We start from the raw sequence: 17,187 nt of genomic DNA on the forward strand, positions 1-17,187 counted from the left end.
GGTGCCTTTCGGGAGGGAAGACCATCTCCGAACGAGCGCCATGGGTTTCCCCGAAGGTTTTTCTCCGGCGATTCAGCGTGCCGCCTCCAACCGGGCAGGTGCCGATCAGCTGCCAGGTCGGTCGGGCGACCAATGGCCGCCCTCCGTGTTCGCCAGGGGCAGCGATCGCCGCGCCGGGCCGCGCCGATCGACAAGGGCAACGCGGCCATCGGCCGACCGGTCGAGCCGGATCTCGAGAAGCGACCCGAAGATGTCCGCTTCGAACATCTCCTCGATCCACATCGCGATGCGCTTGATCCGGACTTCGTCCTGCGCATCCCGCGGCGAGTGGGAAAGGCCGGGGATGTCACGCTCGTCCAATTGGGTGACGTACTCCGCCAGGAGGTTCGAATCCAACTCGACGCGGACCTTTCGATCGTCGTCGTGCAGTTCGAACGTGCCGGACCTGGGATCCAGGCCGGAGATCCGGTGTCGGCGCCCGACGATCTCGCCAATGCCGCTGAAAAAAGGTTCTCCGCCAGTCATGTCAACCTCGGTGACTCGTGCTGATCGTCAAGATGGGCAGGCCGTCGGCGGGCAGTTGTTCGAAAGCTCCGCTGCGACACGGGAACTGTCGGTGTCGACCGATCAGGATCTGTCGTGGAAAGTATTTTCGCACATCCTACGGCGTGCTTGGAAGATGTGCGGCGGGCGGGTCAGGGTGTGGTGCGGTCGGGGTTGTCGGAGAGCTTGAGCCAGACGACGCCCGCGATGATCACGGTCAGCCAGAGCGCCTTCACCGGGGTGAGGGTTTCGGCGAAGAAGACCGGGCCGAGCAGCGCGGCTCCCACGGCGCCGATGCCGGCCCACACGGCGTAGCCGATGCCTACGGCGATGGTGCGCAGGGCGACGCTGAGGGCGAAGAGGGTCAGCAGGAAGAAGACCACGGCGGCGAGGGACCAGGACAGCACGGTGAAGCCCTGGCTGCCGCCGACGCAGAGGGCGTAGCCGACCTCGAAGGCGCCGGCGAGGAACAGGACGAGCCAGGCTCGGGCACGGTGAACGCGGGTCGTGGTGGTCGGGTGGTCGATGGACATGCGGGTTCGTTCCTCGGGTTCGGGGTTGGTGGTGTGGGGCATCACGCGACTCCGCTGAGCTGGAGGCCGACGACCCCGGCGATCACGGCGGCGATGCCGACGAGCTTGCGCCAGTCGAGGCGCTGGCCGAAGAGGAGAGCGCCGAGGACGGCGATCCCGACACCGGCGACGGAGGTCCAGATCGCGTAGCCGACGCCGACGTCGAAGGTCAGCAGCGCCAGGCTGAGCAGGTAGGTGGCGATGCCGCCGCTGACCAGCGTGGCCGCGGTCCAAGCGGGTCGGGTGAAGCCCTGCGCCTTGCCGGCGGCGATGGCGACGGTGATCTCGAAGACGATGGCGATGCCGAGGTAGAGCCAGTGCATGTGTCGCTGTCCTTTGTGGAGTATGAGCGGAAACGTCGCGTGTCACGCGTCGTGCAGGGCTTGGCGGATCACGTCCTCGGTGGCGACGCCCTCGATGCGCCGGGTGCCGATGACGATCGTGGGCGTGACGGTGATGTCCAGCCGGGCCGACTCGGCCAACGCCCGCCGGTGTCGCTCGGCGTACGCCGGGGCGTCGAGAGCGGCGGCGTAGCCGGCCGGGTCGAGCCCGGCTTCCCCTGCCAGCCGGGCCAGGACCACGGGGTCGCCGATGTCGAGGTCCTCGCGGAAGAACGCCGTCCTGACGCGACGGTGGTAGGGCCCGGCCCGGCCGTGGTCCGCGGCGTACAGGGCGCCGCGGAAGGCCGGTTCGGTGTACGGCTGCGGGGACACGCTCGGCAACCGCAGCGGCACGTCGTGGCGGCGTGCCAGCGGGTACACGGCCCGCTGCCAGATGTCCGGCAGGTGCGGGTCCTCCGGCCGGAGGGTGGGCGCCGGCCGCGGACGGAGCTCGTGGGCGTGGTGGACGACCTCGACCTCCGGCCGGTCGGCGATCACGCGCCCGATCACCTCGTGGGCGATCAGGCTGAACGGGCAGACGTAGTCCGACCACACGTGGATGCGAGCAGTCACGGTGAACCTCCGGTACCACCAGGGATCGCTGTCGGGGCGGGCCCGTCGATGGTGGAACTTCACACCGGTGTCAACTGCAAGAATCGCCGTGCGGGCGTGCGGCCCAGGAGGAGGTCTCATGCGCATCGGCGAGCTGGCGGACGCCAGCGGCGTCAGCACCCGCTCCCTGCGGTATTACGAGGAGCAGGGGCTGATCCGCTCCGAGCGCACGCCCGGCGGGTGGCGCGACTTCGACGGCTCCACGGTCGAGCGGGTCGTCATGATCCAGCACCTGTTCGCCGCCGGCCTGACCAGCGCCACCGTCAACGAACTGCTGCCGTGCCTGGAGGCGCCGCCCGAGGAGCGCACCGGCGTCATGGAGCAGCTGCTCGCCCAGGAAGTCGAACGCCTCAAGGCCAAGCGGCGCGACATCGATCGCGAGATCGACACCCTGCAGGCCCTGCGCGGCGAGGTGGCGCGGCCTTGAGCGCGGAGTGACGGAACCCACCTACCGGATCGGTCGGCTTACCGACCGGATCGGTCGGTGCTTGCGTACCGTGGACGTATGGCACGAGCACTGCGCCGGGAGACCGACGACCGGCTGCTGGACCGCGTGGCCGGCCTCTTCGCCCGGCACGGCTACGACCACACGTCGTTGCAGGACCTGGCCGACGCCGTCGGGCTGTCGAAGGCGGGCCTGCTGCACCACTACCCGAGCAAGCAGGCGCTGTTCGAGGCCGCCCGGGACGTCGGCCGCACGCACAGCCGGGAGCTGTTCGAGCAGGCCACGCGCGTGACGGAAGGGCCGGCGCGGGACCGGCGGGCGGTGGAGCTGCTGGTCGACTTCGCGCTGGACCGCCCCGGCCTGATCGCGCTGGAGTCCCGCGCGATCAGCCTGCTCGGCGCCGACGACGTGGACGGCGACCGCTTGGACGCCCTGTCGCAGCACGTGCTGTCCGTCTTCGGCGTCGACGAGGGCACGAGTGACACCGAACGGATGGTCCGGGTCGTCGGGATGCTCAGCGCCCTGGCCGTGCTCAGCCTGGCCGCCAACCACGCGGGCGAGAAGACCGCGTGGCGGCCGCACATCATCGCCACCTGCCTCGACGCGCTCGGGCACCGCGACCCATCCCACCCGGAGGCCTGACCACCATGGCACGTCTGCTCTACCGACTCGGCTTCGGCGCGCACCGGCGCCGACTTGTCGTCGTCCTGCTGTGGCTGCTCGTTCTCGGCGGCACGGCGTTCGGCGCCGCCACCCTGGCCGGCACCACGTCCGGCTCCTTCTCCATCCCCGGCCAGGAGTCCACCACCGCGCTGGACAAGATCAAGGAGGAGTTCGGCACCGGTGGCGGCGCGACCGCCCGCGTGGTCGTGCAGGCACCGGCGGGACAACAGGTCACCTCACCCGAGAACGCCCAGAAGCTCGCCGGGCTGGTGCAGGAGCTGTCCGCGCTGCCCGGCGTGACGTCGGCGAGCAACCCGCTCGACCCCCGCGCGCCGACCGTGAACGCCGGCCAGGACGTCGCCTACAGCACGGTCACCTACGAGGCCGAAGCCGGTGACGTGACCGAGGAGCAACGCAGCGCGCTCCTCGACGCCGCACGGGACGCGAACGGGCTCACCGTCGAGGTCACCGGTGAGGCGACGCAGGCACCGCCGCACGTGGGCGGTCCCGCGGAGGTCATCGGCGTGGTCATCGCGCTGCTGGTGCTGGCCGTCACCTACGGCTCGCTCGTGCTGGCCGGCATGAACCTGCTGACCGCCGCCGTGGGCGTGGGCATCGGCGCGTTGGGCGTCACGATCGCCACCGGCTTCATGGACCTGCAGTCCACCACCCCGATCCTGGCCGCGATGCTCGGCCTGGCGGTCGGCATCGACTACGCCTTGTTCATCATCAACCGCTACCGGCACGAGCTGCGCCGGGGCCGGGACGTGGGCGACGCCATCGGCACGGCCGTGGGCACCGCGGGCTCGGCTGTGGTGACCGCCGGGCTGACCGTGGTCATCGCGCTGGCCGGCCTGGCGGTCGTCGGCATCCCGTTCCTGACCCAGATGGGCGTGGCCGCCGCGCTCACCATCGTGGTCGCGGTGCTGGTCGCCGTCACGCTGGTGCCCGCCGTGCTCGGCTACCTCGGCCGTCGCGTGCTGCCGCGCAAGGAGCGCAACGCGCCCCTGGGCAACGCAGAGGACGTGGAGTCGCACGGGCGCGGCTTCTTCCGCGGCTGGATCGGTGGGATCACCCGCAACCGGGTCGTGGCGCTGCTGCTCGCGATCGTCGGGCTCGGCGCGGTCTCCGTGCCCGTGCTCTCGATGGAGACGACCCTGGTCGCCGCTCCGGCCGCCGACTCGACCCAGGCCCGCGCGGAGCGGGTGCTCGCGGACGGCTTCGGCGAGGGCTTCAACGGTCCGCTGATCGTGCTGTTCGAGGGCGACGGCGCCGCCGCGACCGCCGCCGCCACCGTGCCGAGCATCCAGGGCGCCGGTGACGTCGCGCTGGTCACTCCGCCGGTGCCCAACGCCGACGGCACCGCCGCCATGGTCACCGTCATCCCGAAGTCCGGCCCGGCGACCGCGGCCACCGAGCAGCTGGTCACCGACCTGCGTGAACGGCTGGCCGACGTGGCCGGCGCCACGACCTACGTCACCGGCGCGACCGCCGTGAGCGTGGACGTGGCCGTCGCGCTGGACGAGGCCATGCCGGTCTACCTGGCGCTGGTCGTCGGCCTCGCCCTGGTGCTGCTGGTCCTCGTGTTCCGGTCGCTGCTGGTGCCGCTGGTGGGCGTGCTCGGCTTCCTGCTCACCATCGGTGCCTCGCTCGGCGCGACGGTCGCGGTGTTCCAGTGGGGTTGGCTGGCCGACGCGGTCAACCTGGACGGCACCGGCCCGCTGCTCAGCCTCACGCCGATCCTGATGGTCGGCATCCTGTTCGGCCTGGCGATGGACTACCAGATCTTCCTGGTGTCCCGGATGCACGAGGCGCACCACCACGGCAAGGCGCCGATCGACGCGATCGGCACCGGCTTCCGCCAGGCCGCGCCCGTCGTGGTGGCCGCCGCGCTGATCATGTTCTCGGTGTTCGCCGGGTTCGTGCCCGCGGGCGAGGGTCCGATGAAGTCCATCGCGTTCGCGCTGGCCATCGGCATCCTGTTCGACGCGTTCGTGGTCCGCATGGTCCTCGTGCCCGCCGCGCTGGCGCTGCTGGGCGAGAAGGCCTGGTGGCTGCCGAAGTGGCTGCGCCGGCTGCCCACCCTCGACGTGGAGGGCGCGGGCCTGGAGGACGACCGGAAGGTACTGGTCGACGCGGCCCGATGAAGCCGGCCGGGTGACGCCGGTCCGATACCGGCGTCACGCCTGGTCGAGCATGCGCAGTCCCGCGTCGAACAGGGAGCTCGCGGCCGAGTCGAAGTCGCCGGTGAACGCGCCGTCCGGGATCGTCCGGACGGCGCGGTCGAACCGGGCGCCCGCGACCAGGACGTCCGTGGCGGTCAGGTCGGTCATCCGCCGGGGCCACCACGGTGGCGGCGGCCAGGGCCACGGCCAGTGCGCCGTGGGCGGTGTGCCGCAGAACCCGCGGACGAACCGGGCGATCGCGTCGTGGCCCAGCTCCTGACCACGGCCGGAATCCGCGGCCGACTCGTACCGGTCCAGCGCGTAGCGGATCGTGCCGCCCGCCGCCACCGCGCCCCGCCAGGCGAGGTCCTTGGGCGGGAGCGGCTGGGGGTTGAGCGCCACCGAGCCGAACCCGAGGACCACCGGGCCGAACGGTCCCGCGTCGTCCGGCGCGGGGTACGCCTGGATCAGCAGATCGGCGAAGGCCTTGCGACTGAGCGTCAGCATCTGGTTCACGGTGTCCTCCCTCTGTGAACGAACCCTGCACCAGTGGTGTCGCTCCAGCCGGGGACGGTGGTAGGTGAACGGCCCGGACATCACTCGTTAGAGTGAAGAGCGTTCGTCAGCCCTGCGCCGACCTGGCGAGCCACTCGTCGAACGTGGTCGGCGCGATGCGGGCGTTCTCGCCGGGCAGCAGCGCGTTCCCCGCCATCTCGGGGCCGAACACGCCCGACCACGTCGGCACCAGGCGCACGTCACGGCCACGTGCCTGGTGGGTGCGCCGCGCCAGGTCGACCAAGTCTTGCGTCTCCGGGCCGGCGATGTCCGCGTAACGCCCTCGCGGCTCGCCGACGGCGATCTCGGCGAGGATGTCCGCCACGTCCTGCGGCGCGATCGGCTGCACGAGCAGGGGCGCGATGGTGGCCACGCCGTCCTGTTCGGTCCACCCCGCGACCATCTCGGCGAAGTCGTGGAACTGCGTGGCGGGCACGATCGTCCACGGCACGGGACCCTCGGTGACCAGGCGTTCCTGCTCGCGCTTGCCCGCGTAGTGCACGTTGCCCTCGATGTCGGCGATACCGACGATCGACAGCAGCACGTGGTGCCGCACGCCGGCCCGCGCCTCGGCGTCGAGCAGGTTCCGGGTCATCCCGCCGAACAGGCCCACGGTCTCGGCGCGGTCCGCCGAGGGCACGTTGACGGCGTCCACCACGGCCTCGACCCCGGCCAGCGCCGCGTCGAGCCCTGCGCTGGTCGACAGGTCCACACCCGCCGAGCGGCTGATGCGCACGACCTCGTGCCCGCCGCGCTCCAGGACGGCGACGGTGAGGGAGCCGATGTTGCCGGTCGCGCCGGCGACTGCGATCCGCATGACGATCCTTCCGCTTCTGGTGTGCGCCGTGAACCTATCTCGGACTAAACAGATCCGCAATATCTTGGATAGACTGTCCGCGTGAAGCTGCCTGTGAGCACCGAGTGGGTACTGCACTGCGCGACGACCCTGGCGCAGCTCGAACCCGGCGCCACCGCGTCGGCGGCCCAGCTCGCGGCGTACTACGACCTGCCCGCGCCCTACCTGGCCAAGCAGCTGCAAGCCCTGGTCAAGGCCGGTGTGCTGGCCGCTACCACCGGTCCGCGTGGCGGCTTCCGGCTCGCCCGGCCCGCGGCGGAGATCACGTTGCTGCAGGTCGTGGAGGCCGTCGACGGCGCGTCCTCGCCGTACGAGTGCCAGGAGATCCGGCAGCGGGGCCGGGGCGCGCTGCCACCGCAGGACTGCCGGGACACGTGCGTGCTCGCCGCGAAGATGGCCGACGCGCACGAGGCGTGGCGGCGCACCCTGGCCGCAGAATCGCTCGCGGACGTGCTCGCCGTGCTGCCGCCCACGGCTCCGGCCCGCACCCGCTCGCTGCTCGCCGCGACCGCGTCCACGCCACGTCGGACCTCCTGACGCACGAACCCTTTTCCGCCGAACGCCCGCGCGGCCACTGCGCCTACCGCTATAGGTGTACCCGTGGGAACGGCCGACGGGCCTGCGCCGTCCGACGGTGTGGTGGTGAGTGGACTGGTGGGGCGGACATGAGCGGGTTCGGGGCGGTGCCCGAGGAGTTGCGGCGGGCGGCCGGGCAGATCGGCGACGTCGGTGACCGGACCGCGGGCCTGGTGTGGCGCGGTCCGAGCGGCGAGTACGGGCACGCCGGGGTCGCGGGCGCGTGGGAGCTGTTCATCGAGGAGATGAAGGCCCACGTGGAGCGGCTGCGGTGGGAGGCCGACGAGCACGCCATCGGGCTGCGCGCGGCGGCATCGTCCTATGTGGACATCGACGGCGAGCGTGCGGACGTCTTCGGCCGCCTCAACCCGCACGGGCCGGTGTCCTGATGGCCGCACGACTCGGCGAGACGAACGACCCCAAGGCGCTCGTCCCCGGCGAACCCGAACTGATCTCCGGTGACCTGCGGCAGCTCGTGGGCACGCTGCGGGCGGTCGTGGCCGTCGGCGAGGGCCTCGGCCGCATCGACCCCGGCGGCTGGAGCGGCGCGGCGAGCGGCGCGTTCCGGTCGGCCTTCCACGCCGAGCCGCCCCGGTGGTACCAGGCGGGCGAGCACCTCGGTGGCGGCGGGCAGCTGCTGGCCGACTACGCCGACGCGCTAATCGCGAGCCAGCGCGAGGCGCAACGCGCCGTCGAGCTGTACCTGGAAGCACAGGCCGCGACCCGGTTGGCCGCCGCCGAGCACGCCGCGCTGGCCGTCTCCGGCGCACCGGCCGCGCCGTTCCAGGACCCCGGCCAGGCGGGCTCGGCCCAGGCGCAGAAGGTGCTGGACGACGCCCGCGAGGGCCTGTCCGGCATCGGTGACGTGGTGGCCAAGGCGCTCGGCTGGGAGTCCGACGGCAAGGGCGGCTACAAGAAGTCGTTCGGCAAGAAGTCCTACGGCGCGGCGCACCGCGAGAAGGACGAGGACGGCGAGGACACCGGCGGCTGGCAGTACAGCGTCGACGGGCGCTCGTACGAGGGCAAGTCCGGCAGCGAGTCCAAGCGCCTGCTCACCGACGCGCTCGGTGAGATCGCCGAGAAGTTCGGCATCGACCTGCACGAACGTGAGTGGGGCGACGACAAGCACGTCGACGTCAAGCACGGCGAGAAGGACGGCGACTTCGACGCGGGCCCGGTCACCGGCAAGGGCCGGATCGGCGGCTCCGTGCTCGGCGCGGACGCCGGGTACACGGCGACCGCGAGCTACGCGGGCGTGTCGGTCGGCGCGCACGCGGGCGCGTACCTGGCCAGCGGGTACGCCGACGGTGAGGTCAAGTTCGGGCAGCACGCGAGCGTGTCCGGCAGCGCCGAGGGCACCATCGGCGCCGCCGCGGAGGCCAAGGGCTCGATCGGGCTGCTCGGCGCCAAGGGCAACGTGGAGGGGTTCGCGGGCGCCAAGGTCTCCGGCCAGGCGGGCGCCGAGGTCGCGGGCATCGGCGCGGGCGTGAACGGCGAGGCGTGGGCCGGGATCGGCGGGCACGCCAGTGGCCAGTTCGGCATGGGCGAGGACGGCAAGTTCCACGTCGGAGGGTCGGTGGGGCTCGCGTTCGGCGTGGGTGGCAAGGTCGGGTTCGACGTCAGCGTCGACCCGGTCGAGGTCGTGGAGACGGTGGTTGACGTCGCGGACGACGTCGGCGAGATCGCGAAGGACGTCGGCCAGGGCGTGGAGAACGCCGGCCGCGCGATCGGCCGCCTGTTCGGCCGATGAAACCACCCAGGAGGACACCAGGCATGGCCACCACCCTTCCGGTGCCGATCGAGTTCTCGCTGCCCGACGGGTGGCTGTCGGCGCCGCCCGACGAGGTCGGCGCGCCGCAGGCGGCGTTCGTCGCGCTGCACCCCGGTTCGAGCGCGGGCTTCACCGCGAACATCACGATCAGCGGCGAGGTCCGGGCCGACGACGTGACGTTGGCGCAGCTCGCCGAACGGGCCGCGGACCGGTTGCGGCAAGACGTCGGCGCGGTGGAGGTGGGCAGGCGCAACGAGCTGGAGTCCGCCTACACGCAGGTGCTGCGCCTGACCGCGCCCGTCGGCGGACGTCCGGTGGAGCTGGTGCAGCTGCAGGTGTTCCTGGCCATGGCGGACGTGCGCGACGAGCGCAGGCGTGCCGTGCTCGAGATCGTGCTCAGCGCCACGACCGGGCAGTTCGAGGACCTGGTCGGTGACTTCCAGGCGTTCCTGAAGACCATCCGACCGGACGAAGGGGCGAGCCGGTGACGGAGTCCGCCGACATCCTGCTGCGCCGCATCGAGGCCATCGACACGGCCGCGGCCGACAACCGGTTGCGCGCGGAGTCGTTCCAGCGCATGGCCGAAGGGCTGCGGGACGTGGTCGGCACGGCGACGTCCGACGACGGCGTGGTCACCGTGGTCGCCGGGTCGGACGGCGCGGTCAAGGCGATCACGTTCGGCCCGGCCGTGCGCACGACCGACCCGGCCGCGCTGTCGTCCACCACCCTGCGCGTGATCGCGCTGGCCCGCGCCGACGCGGCGCGCAAGCAGGCCGAGGTCGTCCGCTCCGCGTTGGGTGACGCGAAGCTGCTCGACCAGGTGCTCGCCGAGGACCGGCGGGTGTTCGGCGACGAGCCGCCGCAGGAACTGCCCGCCGTGCCGCCCCGCGTGATCCGCCGGGTCGCGCCGGTGGAGGACGAGGAGCCGGAACCCGCCTACCGCAGCCGCGACGCCTGGTGAGGACCCGGCGCTAGCCGTCCGCCGGAGCCCTCTCGGCGGCGAGCACGTCACGGGCCAGTGCGGCGAACCGGTCGTCCAACTCCGGTACGGCCAGCACCAGCTCGCACAGCGAGGCCAGCACGGTGACCTCGCGGGTCTGCCGCGCCTTCGCCGCGTCGAGCATCCGGCGCACGACCAGCCCCTGGACGTCGGCCCGGGTCGCGGGCTCCACCCACGCCGTCGCCACGAGCGCCAGGCCGGCGGCCTCCGACACCCAGTCCTCCGGCCCGTTGAGCAGGTCCGCCAGGATCTCGCGGCGGCGCGAGGACGGCCACGGCTCGTCCGCGCGGTGGTGCGCCAGGCCCAGGCACGCCCACGCCTGCACGCCGCGCACCCACAGCTGCGGCGCGTGCCTGGCCAGGGCGCGGCCCATCTCGTCGTCCGGCGGCACGGGCGGGTGGACCAGCACGCCGAGCAGGTCGCGCGGGTCGAGCGCGGACAGCACCACGGCCCGGTCGTAGGCGGCGGGCAGGGCCGGCCAGTGGAACGCCGCGACGCCGCGCACCGCCTCGGCTGCTTCCGGTGCCGGCGGCGGCACGGCGGGGCGTGCCACCAGCCCGTCGTAGGCCCACACGCTGTGCCGGACGTCGCCGACCGGCTGTCTGAGGTCCGGTTCAGGCGCGTGCTCGGGCGTCACGGAAGCCAGCGGGAACGCCGAGCGCAACGCCAGCAGCGCGCTCGGCGGTTCGAGCGCGGACAGCGTCACCTCCAGCGCGGCGTCCGGCGCGGGCTCGTGGTCCTCCAGCACCTCGCGCAGCAGGTTGACCACGGCCTCGGTCGGGTCGGGCACGCGGCCCAGCCACGACCGGCCCCAGGCGCGCCGCGCGAGCACGTCGGCGGCGTAGCCGTGCTCGGGGTGGTCGCGCAGGTGGTCGGCGAGCGCGACGAGGTGCCGCACGTCGTCGTCCAGCACGTGCCGCAGGCCCAGTGCGGTGGCGAGGGCCTTCGGGTGCTCGGGGGTGGCGTCGACCGCGCGTTGCGCCCACTCCAGCCCTTCGGCCGGGCGGCCCATCGCCTCCAGCAGGTCGGCGATGTCCAGGAACAGGTCGTGGTCCTCGGGCGTGCGTGCCGCTTCACGCTGCCAGGCGGCGAGCGCGTCGTCGTGGCGACCGGCGGTGCGCAGCGCGTACCCCTTCACCACCGCCGCCTGGTGGGTCGGCTCGACGTCGAACGACCGCTGCGCCCAGGTGATCGCCTCGTCGAACGCGCCGAGCCGGCGGGCCAGCGTCGAACCGCACCACAGCAGCATCGCGTGCTCGGGGTGGCGGGCGACGCAGCCGCGCAGCAGTGCCAGCGCGGGCAGCAGCGGCGGGCGTTCGCCCTCGTCCACCGGGTCGGCCAGCGGTTGCGCGAACCGGGCCACGGCGATGGCGGCGGCGTTGGGGTCGAGCAGGTCGGGCAGGTCGGGGCGGTGCAGCCAGGCGACGTCCAGCCACGGCCGGTGCGGTTCGTGCGCGGCGACCGTGAACAGCTCCTGCACGGCCTGGTCCCAGCGGCCCGCCATCGCGCACACGTGGGCGTGCGCGGCGACCGTGCCGATGAACGTCCGCTCCGGCTCGGGCTCGAAGCGCCGCAACGCGTGCTCCGGCCCGCCCGCGCGGGCGACGAGCTCGGCGAGCGCCTCGGCCCGTGACGCGGAAATCGACGACGCGGCGGGGGAGTTCCGGCTCGAGCCCGGTGCACCGGTCGTCTTCACGGGGCAGATGAGCGTGCCCCGCGAGGTGTGGGAGGAACGCGCCCTCGCCGCCGGGCTCGTCGTGCGGGACAACGTGACCAAGAAGACCGCCGTGGTCGTCGCCGCGGACCCGGACTCGTTGTCCGGCAAGGCGAAGAAGGCCGCCAAGTACGGGATCCCGATCGTCACCGAGGACGCTTTCGGTCGCCTGCTCAACGTCGTCCGGCTGCAGGAGGTGTGACTACCTGCGGACGTCGTTCGGCGACCCACGGTGTTGGCGCCTGTGTGGGAGAAGCGCCTACCGGCCCGCGTGACGGGTGGGAAAGCCGACGCCCCTCGGCTCCGGGAGGAACCGAAGGGCGTCGGGGTGGCGCGTCAGGTCAGAGGGCGCGGACGCCGACGGCCTGCGGGCCCTTGGGACCCTGGTTGACGTCGAACTCGACGCGCTGGTTCTCCTCGAGGCTGCGGTAGCCGTTGCCCTCGATCTCGGAGTAGTGGACGAACACGTCCGGGCCGTCCTCGCGGGCGAGGAAGCCGAAGCCCTTCTCCGAGTTGAACCACTTCACGGTGCCCTGAGCCATGATCTTCTCCTTGGCGGTGCTGGACGGCGCCCCGGTCGGGGCTCCGGGTCGGATTTCAGACGACGACTTCTCCAGCTTGTCCGGCAAGGTAAAGAAAGAACTTCGTCCGCAACATCATTCCCGCGAAACTCCGATGGAAACACGGACACAAAATTGACGACCACCCGGTACAACCAGGCGGCGACCGGTTTCGTTCCCCGTGGTGGCCCAAGTCACCCGGTCGGGGTGGGAGGTGTCGCCGGGCCGCCGCGCGGGAAGTCCGAATGCTGTGGCGGTCACCGCACCGCGACGTGTACCGTGGGCCGCATCGGGGCGATCTTTGTCTGCGAACCCCGAATACCCTCGCGCCGTGCGGGGAACTCCGGACCGGCATCGCCGACCGTGAGCACGCACCGGACGCGAAGAAAGTCGGAAAACACATGTCATCAACGCACGACGCGCTGTTCAGCCACCCGGACACGGACCGGCCCGAGGACGCGCGCGGACCGCGCCGCGACGAGCAGCGCTCCTACACCGACCTGTTCCGCGAGCCGGTCGACGTGCCGCCGCAGAACACCGGCGGCACCGCCTGACCCGACCGGGTCACCGGTACCCCGCAGGCGCGGGAAACCCCTCGGCGCCTCCGCACACCGAGGGGTTCCCTTCGCGGGCGTCAGGCCGCGGTCACTCCGCGCGCCACAGCGCGGGCACGTTCGGTGGTTCCCAGCCCGGCTGGGCGAGGTGCCCCTGCAAGCACACGTACCCGACGCCGTTGTAGGTGACGGTCGCGCCGATCGCGTAGTTCGTGCCCGCGGCCCACGTGCCGCCGCCCGGTGACGACGGGGTGGTGGTCGTGGAGGTCGGCCGCGTGGTGGTGCTCTGCGGCACGTTCAGCACGAAGTCGAACTTCGCCTCGCGACCGCTGCCGACGTTGCGCACCTCCATCAGCAGCCGCGGGTCGAAGATGCTGTCGGTGTTGTTGCGCGGCTCGCCAGGGAAGTACAGCTGCGTGGTGAGCACCGGCCGTCCTGGTGCCTGCACCTTCACGTGGATGTGCCTGGTGCGGCCCGGGTAGAGGCCGGGCACGATCGTGGTCAGCGAGAACGTGCCGTCCGGGTTGGTGAACTGGTGGCCGCGGAACCGGAAGCCCGCGTTGTCGTACACGCCGTTGACGTCGGCCTGCCAAAAGTCCATCAGCACGTTGCCGAGCGGCTGGCACGCCAGGCCGAACACGTAGCCGGTGACGGTGAGCCTGGTGCCGGGCGTGCCCGCGTCGACCAGCGACGTGCGGTGCGGCGAGTTCGGTTTGAAGTACGGTCCCTCGGTCTGCGGCGGTGTCGGGTCGTCGCCGTCGTCGCACGCCGGGGTCAGCTCCAGCGGACCGCCGTTCGCACCGATCGTGCGGGCCAGCGCGGGTACGCCCATCATGGCCACCGGCAGCGCGACCCCCGCGGCGACCGCGGCGCGCAGCACCGTCTTGCGGCTGAGGTGGCGGGCGTCCGTCCCGTCGCCGAGGGGTTCCCCTGACGTGCCGCGGTCGCCGTCCGTGGATGCGTCCATGCCTTGCTCCTCGTGGGGCTTCGGTTCTCCGATTCACCACGAACCTACGGACGCGGTCCGGCCGCGCACGATGGACTGACACCGTCGTTCGTGGTGATCCTCGCGGTCGCCGTTGCCGCTCGCGCTCACTGTGAACGGCCGGCCGCGCGGCGGAACGCGCCGGGGCTCACGCCGGTCTCGCGGCGGAAGAAGCGGCAGAAGTAGGCGGGATCGTCGAAACCCACCCGGTGCGCCACCTGCCGCACGGTCAGCTCGGTCTTCGCCAGCAGCCGCTGCGCTTCCTGGGTGCGTGCCTGGCGGACCAGCTGCGACGGCGTGCGCCCGGTCGCCGCTTTCACCGCCTCGGTCAGGTAGCCGGGGGTGACGCCGATCCGTTCCGCGTACGCCCGCACGGACCACAGCCGGTGGTCGGTGCGGGTGGACAGCCGGGCGAACTCCTCGGCCACCGCGCCGGGCCGGGCGGGCGGCGCGGCGGCCGGTGTCGCGGACAGCCGGGCCGCGCGCACGACGAGCACGTGCAGCAGCGCCCGCAGCACCGTCTCCACGCCCGCCTCGCCGCGCCGGTACTCGTCGTGCAGGTCGGCGATCGTGCGGCCCATCCGGGCGTGCGCGTGCTCGTCCAGGGTCAGCCAGGGCCGTGCGCTCAACTGGCGCAGCAGCTCGCGGTCGGCGGGGTGGTCGAGCAGGAAGTCGTCGGTGAACAGCAGCACCGACCCCTGCAGGTCGCGGGCGTCGTCCCAGTGGTGCACCTGACCGGGCGCGATCACGCACAGGTGCGGCGGGCGCAGTTCCCAGCGGGCCAGGTCGACCACGTGCGTGCCGCTGCCGCCGGTGACGTGCACGATCTCGTGGAACGTGTGCCGGTGCGGGAACGACGCGCGCGACATCGGCCCGATGGAGTCGAACGTGCCGACCGCGAACGGCAGCGCGTCGGGCACCGGCACCTCCAGCCGGTGCAGGGGCAGCTCGCCCTCGCGTGCCGCCCGGCAGGGCGTTCCCGGTAACACGGTGGTGCCGCGCATCGCCTACCGTCCCCTCTCCGGTGAAGGTCCAGACCAATTCCGGCTCCCGTCACCATGGCACGACCGGGTGCGCCAGGGAACGGAACGGGGGCGGCCATGCTCGATGTGGCGCGCGGCAGGTCCAGGGCGCCCTCACCACGAATACCGGCGGTGCGTGATGTGCGGTGCCGGCCCGGGTTGCGGCAGACCCGGCCCGCCGGGCGGACCGTCCGAGCCGCCGAGCAGGACCCCGGTGAGCGAGGACCGTTCGTCGGCCATGGTCCGTGCCACGTCGGCGAGTTCGTCGCCCACCACCGGCACGCCGCCCGCGCCGTCCGCCCGCACCGCACCCAGCACGGCCCGCCGCAACAGCTCCTTGATGAACGACGCCGTGACGCCCTCGGTCGCCTCGACCACCGGGTCCAGGTCGGCGCGCAGGTCCACACCGCGGCCGTACAGCTCGATCAGCCGGCGGCGGCCGTCGGCGTCCGGCCGGGGCACCTCGATGGCCAGGTCGACGCGTCCCGGCCGGTCGGCCAGCGCGCGTTCCAGCTCGTCGGCCCGGTTGGTGGTGAGCACGAACGTGACGTCCGCGTCCGCGCCGACCCCGTCCATCGCGTCGAGCAGCGTGAACAGCAGCGGGTTCGTGGGTCCGGCCGCGAACCCGCGGTCCATGGCCACCAGGTCCACGTCCTCCACCACGACCATCGACGGCTGCAACCGCCGCGCCAACGCCGCCGCCTGCCCGATCAGCCGCATCGCCTGGCCGGTCAGCAGGATCACCGTGCAGTCGGACAACCGGCTCATCAGGTAGCGGACGGTGTGCGTCTTGCCGGTGCCGGGCGGGCCGTGCAGCAGCAGGCCGCGCTTGAGGTGCTGCCCCGCCGCGAGCAGCCGTTCGGAGTGCTCGGCGATGCCGATCACGTGCTCCTCGATCGAGTCCAGCACACCGTCCGGCAGCACCACGTCGTCGGCGTCGAGCGTCGGCCGGGGCAGGAACGTCACCAGCTCGTTGCCCCGGTGCTCGCTCACCCCGAACGCCAGCACCTGCCGTCGGAACGCGTCGTGCTCCCGCATCAACCGCTCGATCTCCGCACCGACCGCCCGCGCCGCCCCGCGGTCCGCCGCGAGCACCTCCAACCGACTGGCCGGCGGCCCGTAGTCGTTCGGCCCGCGGATGCCCACCAGCACGGGCGTGCCGTCGGGTGCGGTCGTCGGCACCAGCCCGAGCTGGACGACCTCCACGCTGTCCTCGGGCCCCACCGCCGCCGTCGCGTAATCCGCCGACCCGAGCCCATACCCGACCGAGTGCCGTGCGGCGATGAGCATCCCCATGATGTCCTCGTGGCCGCGGTGCTGCCCACCGACCCCGAACCACTGGGCCTCCGGCGTGTGCTCGGCGAGGTACGCCTCGACACCTCGGTGCAGGTTGACGTGCTCCCACGCCTCGAACCGCGTCGCGACCGACAGCACCTGCGCCAACTCGCACCCGAGGTGATCACGGACGCGCCCGATCAACGGCGCCCCCTCACCGTCCTGCTCGACCAGGTTCGCGGTCAACTGCATGAGCCGCCGCAAACTACCTGCCAACGCCTTCGCTTCGTCCCCGGAGAGTTCCCCCACGGCCTCCACCCCCTCGCCTTCATCATCACGCACCGGAGCGGTCTTGTCGCGCATCCGTCACAGACTGCGGGCTGCCGGGTACGACACCGCGCCGTACGCCTGGGAGAACGGTGGCCCACCGCCGCCGCTGGAGCCTTTGCTCCGCCCGTCCTACGGCCTGCCGGGCGCGCTCGGAGGTGCGATCACGCAGAGGTTCCGGTGGTAGGCGATGTGGGCGTCCTCGATGTCGTGACCTGGGACGCGGCGGAGTTCGCCTACCTCCGACCGGTCGCGGAGGCGCCGTGCGCGTTGTGCGGGCGGGTGTTCCCGGTCGGCCTGCTGGTCGCGGCGCACATCAAGCGGCGGGCGGTGTGCGATGACGACGAGCGCAACGACCTGCGCAACGTGGCGATGCTCGCGTGCTCGTTCGGCTGCGACCGGCTCTTCGAGCTGGGCCACATCACGGTGGACGACGACGGCGCGGTGCTCGTCGCCTCCACCGGGGGGTCGCTCGACCCGCACCTGGAACACCTGAAGGGCCGTGTCACGGACGCCTTCCACGAGCGGTCGGCGGGGTACTTCCGGTGGCATCGCCGCACCGTGTTCCGGGGTCGGACCGGAGGGAGTGTCGGAGGGATCCGTTAGGATCGC

General features: G+C 72.4%; 22 protein-coding genes. 11 read left to right on the forward strand and 11 right to left on the reverse strand.

Translation table 11 applies throughout. The annotated features are described in order from the left end of the window. Positions 1-105: 105 nt before the first annotated feature. The 4 genes from A6A25_RS12040 to A6A25_RS12055 all read right to left on the reverse strand — a co-directional run bounded on the left by A6A25_RS12040 (position 106) and on the right by A6A25_RS12055 (position 2,068). Positions 106-525 (reverse strand): hypothetical protein, encoded by a 420-nt coding sequence (locus A6A25_RS12040; RefSeq protein WP_073888575.1) that lies wholly within the window; start codon positions 523-525, stop codon positions 106-108. Positions 526-695: 170 nt separating this feature from the next. Next, entirely contained in the window at positions 696-1,118 is a 423-nt protein-coding gene (locus A6A25_RS12045) for a DMT family transporter (RefSeq protein WP_241828606.1), read from the reverse strand. Continuing rightward, entirely contained in the window at positions 1,118-1,438 is a 321-nt protein-coding gene (locus A6A25_RS12050; RefSeq protein ID WP_073888577.1) for a DMT family transporter, read from the reverse strand. The genes A6A25_RS12045 and A6A25_RS12050 overlap by 1 nt, the downstream gene beginning before the upstream one ends. Positions 1,439-1,480: 42 nt before the next feature. Next, positions 1,481-2,068, reverse strand: coding sequence for a DsbA family oxidoreductase (locus A6A25_RS12055; protein WP_073888579.1), 588 nt, complete (start codon positions 2,066-2,068; stop codon positions 1,481-1,483). Between the two features lie 118 nt (positions 2,069-2,186). Between A6A25_RS12055 and A6A25_RS12060 the strand changes: the two genes are divergently transcribed. The 3 genes from A6A25_RS12060 to A6A25_RS12070 all read left to right on the forward strand — a co-directional run bounded on the left by A6A25_RS12060 (position 2,187) and on the right by A6A25_RS12070 (position 5,362). Further along, the gene (locus tag A6A25_RS12060; RefSeq protein ID WP_073888581.1) at positions 2,187-2,534 is read left to right on the forward strand and encodes a MerR family transcriptional regulator; all 348 of its coding nucleotides are present in this window, start codon (positions 2,187-2,189) and stop codon (positions 2,532-2,534) included. A 78-nt stretch (positions 2,535-2,612) separates the two neighbouring features. After that, positions 2,613-3,194: a TetR/AcrR family transcriptional regulator gene (locus A6A25_RS12065; RefSeq protein WP_073888583.1), complete on the forward strand. Its 582-nt coding sequence runs from the start codon at positions 2,613-2,615 to the stop codon at positions 3,192-3,194. Positions 3,195-3,199: 5 nt separating this feature from the next. After that, positions 3,200-5,362, forward strand: coding sequence for an MMPL family transporter (locus A6A25_RS12070; protein ID WP_073888585.1), 2,163 nt, complete (start codon positions 3,200-3,202; stop codon positions 5,360-5,362). A gap of 33 nt (positions 5,363-5,395) precedes the next feature. On the opposite strand, the gene A6A25_RS12075 is transcribed toward A6A25_RS12070, so the two are convergent. Together A6A25_RS12075 and A6A25_RS12080 are read right to left on the reverse strand one after the other, a co-directional pair. Continuing rightward, positions 5,396-5,887: a hypothetical protein gene (locus tag A6A25_RS12075; protein ID WP_143193113.1), complete on the reverse strand. Its 492-nt coding sequence runs from the start codon at positions 5,885-5,887 to the stop codon at positions 5,396-5,398. 115 nt (positions 5,888-6,002) lie between these two features. Then, positions 6,003-6,752, reverse strand: coding sequence for an SDR family oxidoreductase (locus A6A25_RS12080; RefSeq protein ID WP_073888589.1), 750 nt, complete (start codon positions 6,750-6,752; stop codon positions 6,003-6,005). Positions 6,753-6,833: 81 nt separating this feature from the next. Between A6A25_RS12080 and A6A25_RS12085 the strand changes: the two genes are divergently transcribed. The 5 genes from A6A25_RS12085 to A6A25_RS12105 all read left to right on the forward strand — a co-directional run bounded on the left by A6A25_RS12085 (position 6,834) and on the right by A6A25_RS12105 (position 10,099). Beyond that, complete coding sequence (locus tag A6A25_RS12085; RefSeq protein WP_073888591.1) at positions 6,834-7,328, forward strand: RrF2 family transcriptional regulator; 495 nt, start codon at positions 6,834-6,836, stop codon at positions 7,326-7,328. A 128-nt stretch (positions 7,329-7,456) separates the two neighbouring features. Beyond that, positions 7,457-7,756, forward strand: a complete 300-nt coding sequence (locus tag A6A25_RS12090) for a hypothetical protein (RefSeq protein ID WP_073888594.1) — start codon at positions 7,457-7,459, stop codon at positions 7,754-7,756. Then, complete coding sequence (locus A6A25_RS43980) at positions 7,756-9,117, forward strand: putative T7SS-secreted protein (protein WP_158073718.1); 1,362 nt, start codon at positions 7,756-7,758, stop codon at positions 9,115-9,117. The genes A6A25_RS12090 and A6A25_RS43980 overlap by 1 nt, the downstream gene beginning before the upstream one ends. A 23-nt stretch (positions 9,118-9,140) precedes the next feature. Then, entirely contained in the window at positions 9,141-9,626 is a 486-nt protein-coding gene (locus A6A25_RS12100; protein ID WP_073888596.1) for a hypothetical protein, read from the forward strand. Continuing rightward, entirely contained in the window at positions 9,623-10,099 is a 477-nt protein-coding gene (locus A6A25_RS12105; RefSeq protein ID WP_241828607.1) for a YbaB/EbfC family nucleoid-associated protein, read from the forward strand. Before A6A25_RS12100 ends, A6A25_RS12105 begins: the two co-directional genes overlap by 4 nt. Positions 10,100-10,109: 10 nt before the next feature. Here the strand turns inward: A6A25_RS12105 and A6A25_RS42170 are convergent, their stop codons facing one another. Further along, positions 10,110-11,834, reverse strand: coding sequence for a tetratricopeptide repeat protein (locus A6A25_RS42170; protein ID WP_073888598.1), 1,725 nt, complete (start codon positions 11,832-11,834; stop codon positions 10,110-10,112). A 7-nt stretch (positions 11,835-11,841) separates the two neighbouring features. Between A6A25_RS42170 and A6A25_RS45415 the strand changes: the two genes are divergently transcribed. Further along, on the forward strand, positions 11,842-12,054 hold the full coding sequence (locus A6A25_RS45415) for a BRCT domain-containing protein (protein ID WP_073888600.1): 213 nt from the start codon (positions 11,842-11,844) through the stop codon (positions 12,052-12,054). A 139-nt stretch (positions 12,055-12,193) separates the two neighbouring features. Here A6A25_RS45415 and A6A25_RS12120 read toward each other — a convergent pair whose 3' ends face one another. Then, positions 12,194-12,394: a cold-shock protein gene (locus tag A6A25_RS12120; RefSeq protein ID WP_073888849.1), complete on the reverse strand. Its 201-nt coding sequence runs from the start codon at positions 12,392-12,394 to the stop codon at positions 12,194-12,196. 419 nt (positions 12,395-12,813) lie between these two features. Between A6A25_RS12120 and A6A25_RS43985 the strand changes: the two genes are divergently transcribed. Then, positions 12,814-12,966: a hypothetical protein gene (locus tag A6A25_RS43985; protein WP_158073719.1), complete on the forward strand. Its 153-nt coding sequence runs from the start codon at positions 12,814-12,816 to the stop codon at positions 12,964-12,966. 91 nt (positions 12,967-13,057) lie between these two features. Here A6A25_RS43985 and A6A25_RS12125 read toward each other — a convergent pair whose 3' ends face one another. The 3 genes from A6A25_RS12125 to A6A25_RS12135 all read right to left on the reverse strand — a co-directional run bounded on the left by A6A25_RS12125 (position 13,058) and on the right by A6A25_RS12135 (position 16,611). Continuing rightward, positions 13,058-13,933, reverse strand: coding sequence for a dioxygenase family protein (locus A6A25_RS12125; protein ID WP_083668266.1), 876 nt, complete (start codon positions 13,931-13,933; stop codon positions 13,058-13,060). A 125-nt stretch (positions 13,934-14,058) separates the two neighbouring features. Next, entirely contained in the window at positions 14,059-14,955 is an 897-nt protein-coding gene (locus A6A25_RS12130; RefSeq protein WP_073888602.1) for a helix-turn-helix transcriptional regulator, read from the reverse strand. A gap of 132 nt (positions 14,956-15,087) precedes the next feature. Further along, entirely contained in the window at positions 15,088-16,611 is a 1,524-nt protein-coding gene (locus A6A25_RS12135) for an AAA family ATPase (protein WP_241828608.1), read from the reverse strand. Between the two features lie 144 nt (positions 16,612-16,755). On the opposite strand from A6A25_RS12135, the gene A6A25_RS12140 reads away from it, so the two are divergent. After that, a complete protein-coding gene (locus A6A25_RS12140) occupies positions 16,756-17,181 on the forward strand; it encodes an HNH endonuclease (RefSeq protein WP_143193115.1) in 426 nt (141 codons plus the stop codon). Positions 17,182-17,187 lie beyond the last annotated feature (6 nt).

The sequence above is a fragment of the Saccharothrix sp. CB00851 genome (assembly GCF_001905065.1).
Lineage (GTDB): Bacteria > Actinomycetota > Actinomycetes > Mycobacteriales > Pseudonocardiaceae > Actinosynnema.

What these genes read in the sequence shown, in the direction of transcription:
- A6A25_RS43985 (WP_158073719.1), top strand. Translation starts at nt 12,814, where the DNA reads ATGTCATCAACGCACGACGCGCTGTTCAGCCACCCGGACACGGACCGG.
- A6A25_RS12050 (WP_073888577.1), bottom strand. Translation starts at nt 1,438, where the DNA reads ATGCACTGGCTCTACCTCGGCATCGCCATCGTCTTCGAGATCACCGTC.
- A6A25_RS12060 (WP_073888581.1), top strand. Translation starts at nt 2,187, where the DNA reads ATGCGCATCGGCGAGCTGGCGGACGCCAGCGGCGTCAGCACCCGCTCC.
- A6A25_RS12120 (WP_073888849.1), bottom strand. Translation starts at nt 12,394, where the DNA reads ATGGCTCAGGGCACCGTGAAGTGGTTCAACTCGGAGAAGGGCTTCGGC.
- A6A25_RS12045 (WP_241828606.1), bottom strand. Translation starts at nt 1,118, where the DNA reads ATGCCCCACACCACCAACCCCGAACCCGAGGAACGAACCCGCATGTCC.
- A6A25_RS12070 (WP_073888585.1), top strand. Translation starts at nt 3,200, where the DNA reads ATGGCACGTCTGCTCTACCGACTCGGCTTCGGCGCGCACCGGCGCCGA.
- A6A25_RS12040 (WP_073888575.1), bottom strand. Translation starts at nt 525, where the DNA reads ATGACTGGCGGAGAACCTTTTTTCAGCGGCATTGGCGAGATCGTCGGG.
- A6A25_RS12100 (WP_073888596.1), top strand. Translation starts at nt 9,141, where the DNA reads ATGGCCACCACCCTTCCGGTGCCGATCGAGTTCTCGCTGCCCGACGGG.
- A6A25_RS12090 (WP_073888594.1), top strand. Translation starts at nt 7,457, where the DNA reads ATGAGCGGGTTCGGGGCGGTGCCCGAGGAGTTGCGGCGGGCGGCCGGG.
- A6A25_RS12130 (WP_073888602.1), bottom strand. Translation starts at nt 14,955, where the DNA reads ATGCGCGGCACCACCGTGTTACCGGGAACGCCCTGCCGGGCGGCACGC.
- A6A25_RS12135 (WP_241828608.1), bottom strand. Translation starts at nt 16,611, where the DNA reads ATGCGCGACAAGACCGCTCCGGTGCGTGATGATGAAGGCGAGGGGGTG.
- A6A25_RS12075 (WP_143193113.1), bottom strand. Translation starts at nt 5,887, where the DNA reads ATGCTGACGCTCAGTCGCAAGGCCTTCGCCGATCTGCTGATCCAGGCG.
- A6A25_RS45415 (WP_073888600.1), top strand. Translation starts at nt 11,842, where the DNA reads ATGAGCGTGCCCCGCGAGGTGTGGGAGGAACGCGCCCTCGCCGCCGGG.
- A6A25_RS12065 (WP_073888583.1), top strand. Translation starts at nt 2,613, where the DNA reads ATGGCACGAGCACTGCGCCGGGAGACCGACGACCGGCTGCTGGACCGC.
- A6A25_RS12080 (WP_073888589.1), bottom strand. Translation starts at nt 6,752, where the DNA reads ATGCGGATCGCAGTCGCCGGCGCGACCGGCAACATCGGCTCCCTCACC.
- A6A25_RS12125 (WP_083668266.1), bottom strand. Translation starts at nt 13,933, where the DNA reads ATGGACGCATCCACGGACGGCGACCGCGGCACGTCAGGGGAACCCCTC.
- A6A25_RS43980 (WP_158073718.1), top strand. Translation starts at nt 7,756, where the DNA reads ATGGCCGCACGACTCGGCGAGACGAACGACCCCAAGGCGCTCGTCCCC.